This is a genomic window from Bacteroides sp. (assembly GCA_036351255.1).
GTDB lineage: Bacteria > Bacteroidota > Bacteroidia > Bacteroidales > UBA7960 > UBA7960.
Genome location: JAZBOS010000047.1, coordinates 1 through 2,298, shown reverse-complemented (window position 1 = coordinate 2,298; position 2,298 = coordinate 1). Strand labels below are relative to the sequence as shown.

Genomic DNA, 2,298 nt, shown 5'->3' with positions numbered 1-2,298 from the left:
TCGCTAATGCCAATCCGTGGGATAACCTAAAGTTTGATCTTGAAGGTGTGGCGGAAGTGCAGCGAAAGTTTTTTGGCACCTTGACCAATACCTATTCTTTCTTTGCCCTGTATGCCAATCTGGATGCATTTGCTTACGATGCTTCAGCCAAAATTCCGGTAAACGAAAGACCCGAACTGGACCAATGGATTCTTTCCAAGCTTCAGTCTCTGATCAAAGAAACCGGCACTGCTTATGAAAACTATGATGTAACGCCCGCCACGCGGTCCATCATGAATTTCACCGTGGACCAATTGTCCAACTGGTATGTAAGGCTGGCCAGAAAAAGGTTCTGGAGAGGAGATATGAATAGAGACAAGCAGGCAGCTTATGAGACATTGTACGAATGCCTGGAGGTCATTACCAAACTCATGTCACCGGTAGCTCCTTTTTATGCCGATTGGCTGTTCCAAAATCTCACCTCAAGCCTGGAAGCCAAACCACTGTCTGTTCATTTGACCGATTGGCAACCATCAGATGATGAACTAATCAATGCATCGCTTGAAAACAGCATGCAATTGGCACAGGATATTTCCTCTCTGGTACATTCGCTAAGGAAAAAGGAAAGGCTAAAGGTGAGGCAACCGCTTCAAAAGGTGCTTATTCCGGTTTTGAATGCGGAAACCAGAGGTTTTATTGAGCACGTGGAAGATTTAATCAAATCAGAAGTTAACGTAAAATCAATTGACTATATTGATGACACATCTGATATTTTGGTAAAAAGCATCAAGCCTAATTTTGCCTTGCTGGGCAAAAGATTCGGGCCTAAAATGAAGGCGGTCAGCCAAATTATTCAGCAATGGGGCAAGGAAGAAATCGCTCAAATTGAAAAAGAAGGTAAGGCTGCCATCACTATAGATGGGGAAACAGAAATGCTGGAATTGGCCGAAGTGCTGATTCAGTCCCAGGATATCCCGGGTTGGTCTGTAGCGACCGATAATGGCATCACTGTAGCCCTGGATGTTACCTTAACTACCGCACTAAAGGAAGAGGGGATTGCCAGAGATTTTGTCAATCGAATACAGAACCTTCGCAAGGACATGGGGCTGGAAGTTCAGGACAAAATTCATATTCAGATCGCACCACTGAATGAAACGGTAGACCAGGCTTTGGACCATTTCTCTGAATATATCAAAACAGAAACCCAGGCGCTAGCCTTAAGCCTTGATGGCAATAGTAATAATTCCACCGTACTGGACATGGATGAGTTTGAACTCGCCGTTAAAGTAGAGAAAGTATAACTTATGAAATATTGGAAGTATTTTGGTATTACCTTATTGGTGATCGTAATTGATCAGGTGGTAAAAATGATGGTTCACTACGGGATGGATTTTGGCACCGCCGGTCAGATCAAGGTTTTTGGAGACTGGTTCAAACTTCATTATACCACCAATCCCGGAATGGCCTTTGGGATGCAACTCGGTTCGGAATATGGCAAACTAATCCTTACCAGTTTCCGGCTGATAGCCATGTTTGGCATCGGATATTATTTATATTCCCTGATCGATAAAAAAGCGCATGTAGGATACATTGTCTGTATTGCCATGATCCTGGGCGGGGCTATAGGAAACCTAATTGACAGTGTTTTTTATGGTGTTTGGTTAGGAAATGCTCCTTTTGATGCTGCGAGTCCATGGTTTCACGGGCAGGTGGTGGATATGTTTTATGTCGATATCTGGGAGGGTTTTATTCCCGATTGGGTTCCGTTGATGGGGGGTAGCTATACCGCCTTATGGCCTATATTCAATATCGCTGATGCTTCCATCTTTGTAGGGGTAGGGATCATCCTGGTTTTTCAAAAGCGGTTCTTCGATGAAGAAAACAAGGAGACAAAGTCTAAGGAGGATGAAGAAGATGAGGTGCAAAAGCAGTTTATCGATGAAAATAATAGCACCGCCTGAGGTTTATCAGGGTGTTTCATTTGTAAAAAGCGGTAAAAGACCTTTCGGGCTTTTACCGCTTTTTTTATGCCTGGGTTTTAAATCTTCACTTTCATCATAGTCATTTAAACCGGGTTAAAAAATTCTAAACTTTCCAATACCAGCATTATTAAAGCATCGCTATTACAAGAAGCGCGGGGCCCCGCCAGAGAACGAGGCGGCGTCCGGCTTTGCGGGGAGAAGTTTTCTGCTTGCTTGATTTTTCCCCTGAGTTGCTTTGCTTCAGGGCATGCCCTGATTCACCAAGGTGTTCAGGGCAAGTTTGCTAAAAAGAAACGAAGCAACCCAGGGAAAAAGAAATGAAGAGGCAAAAAGAGCC

2 protein-coding genes are annotated in these 2,298 nt (G+C 43.8%); both read left to right on the top strand.

Annotated features, from left to right (window positions below; genetic code table 11):
• A partial coding sequence (locus tag V2I46_04060) for a DUF5915 domain-containing protein (GenBank protein ID MEE4176663.1) occupies positions 1-1,280 on the top strand: 1,280 nt, incomplete at its 5' end.
• A 3-nt stretch (positions 1,281-1,283) separates the two neighbouring features.
• Positions 1,284-1,940, top strand: a complete 657-nt coding sequence (locus V2I46_04055) for a lipoprotein signal peptidase (protein ID MEE4176662.1) — start codon at positions 1,284-1,286, stop codon at positions 1,938-1,940.
• Positions 1,941-2,298: the final 358 nt, after the last annotated feature.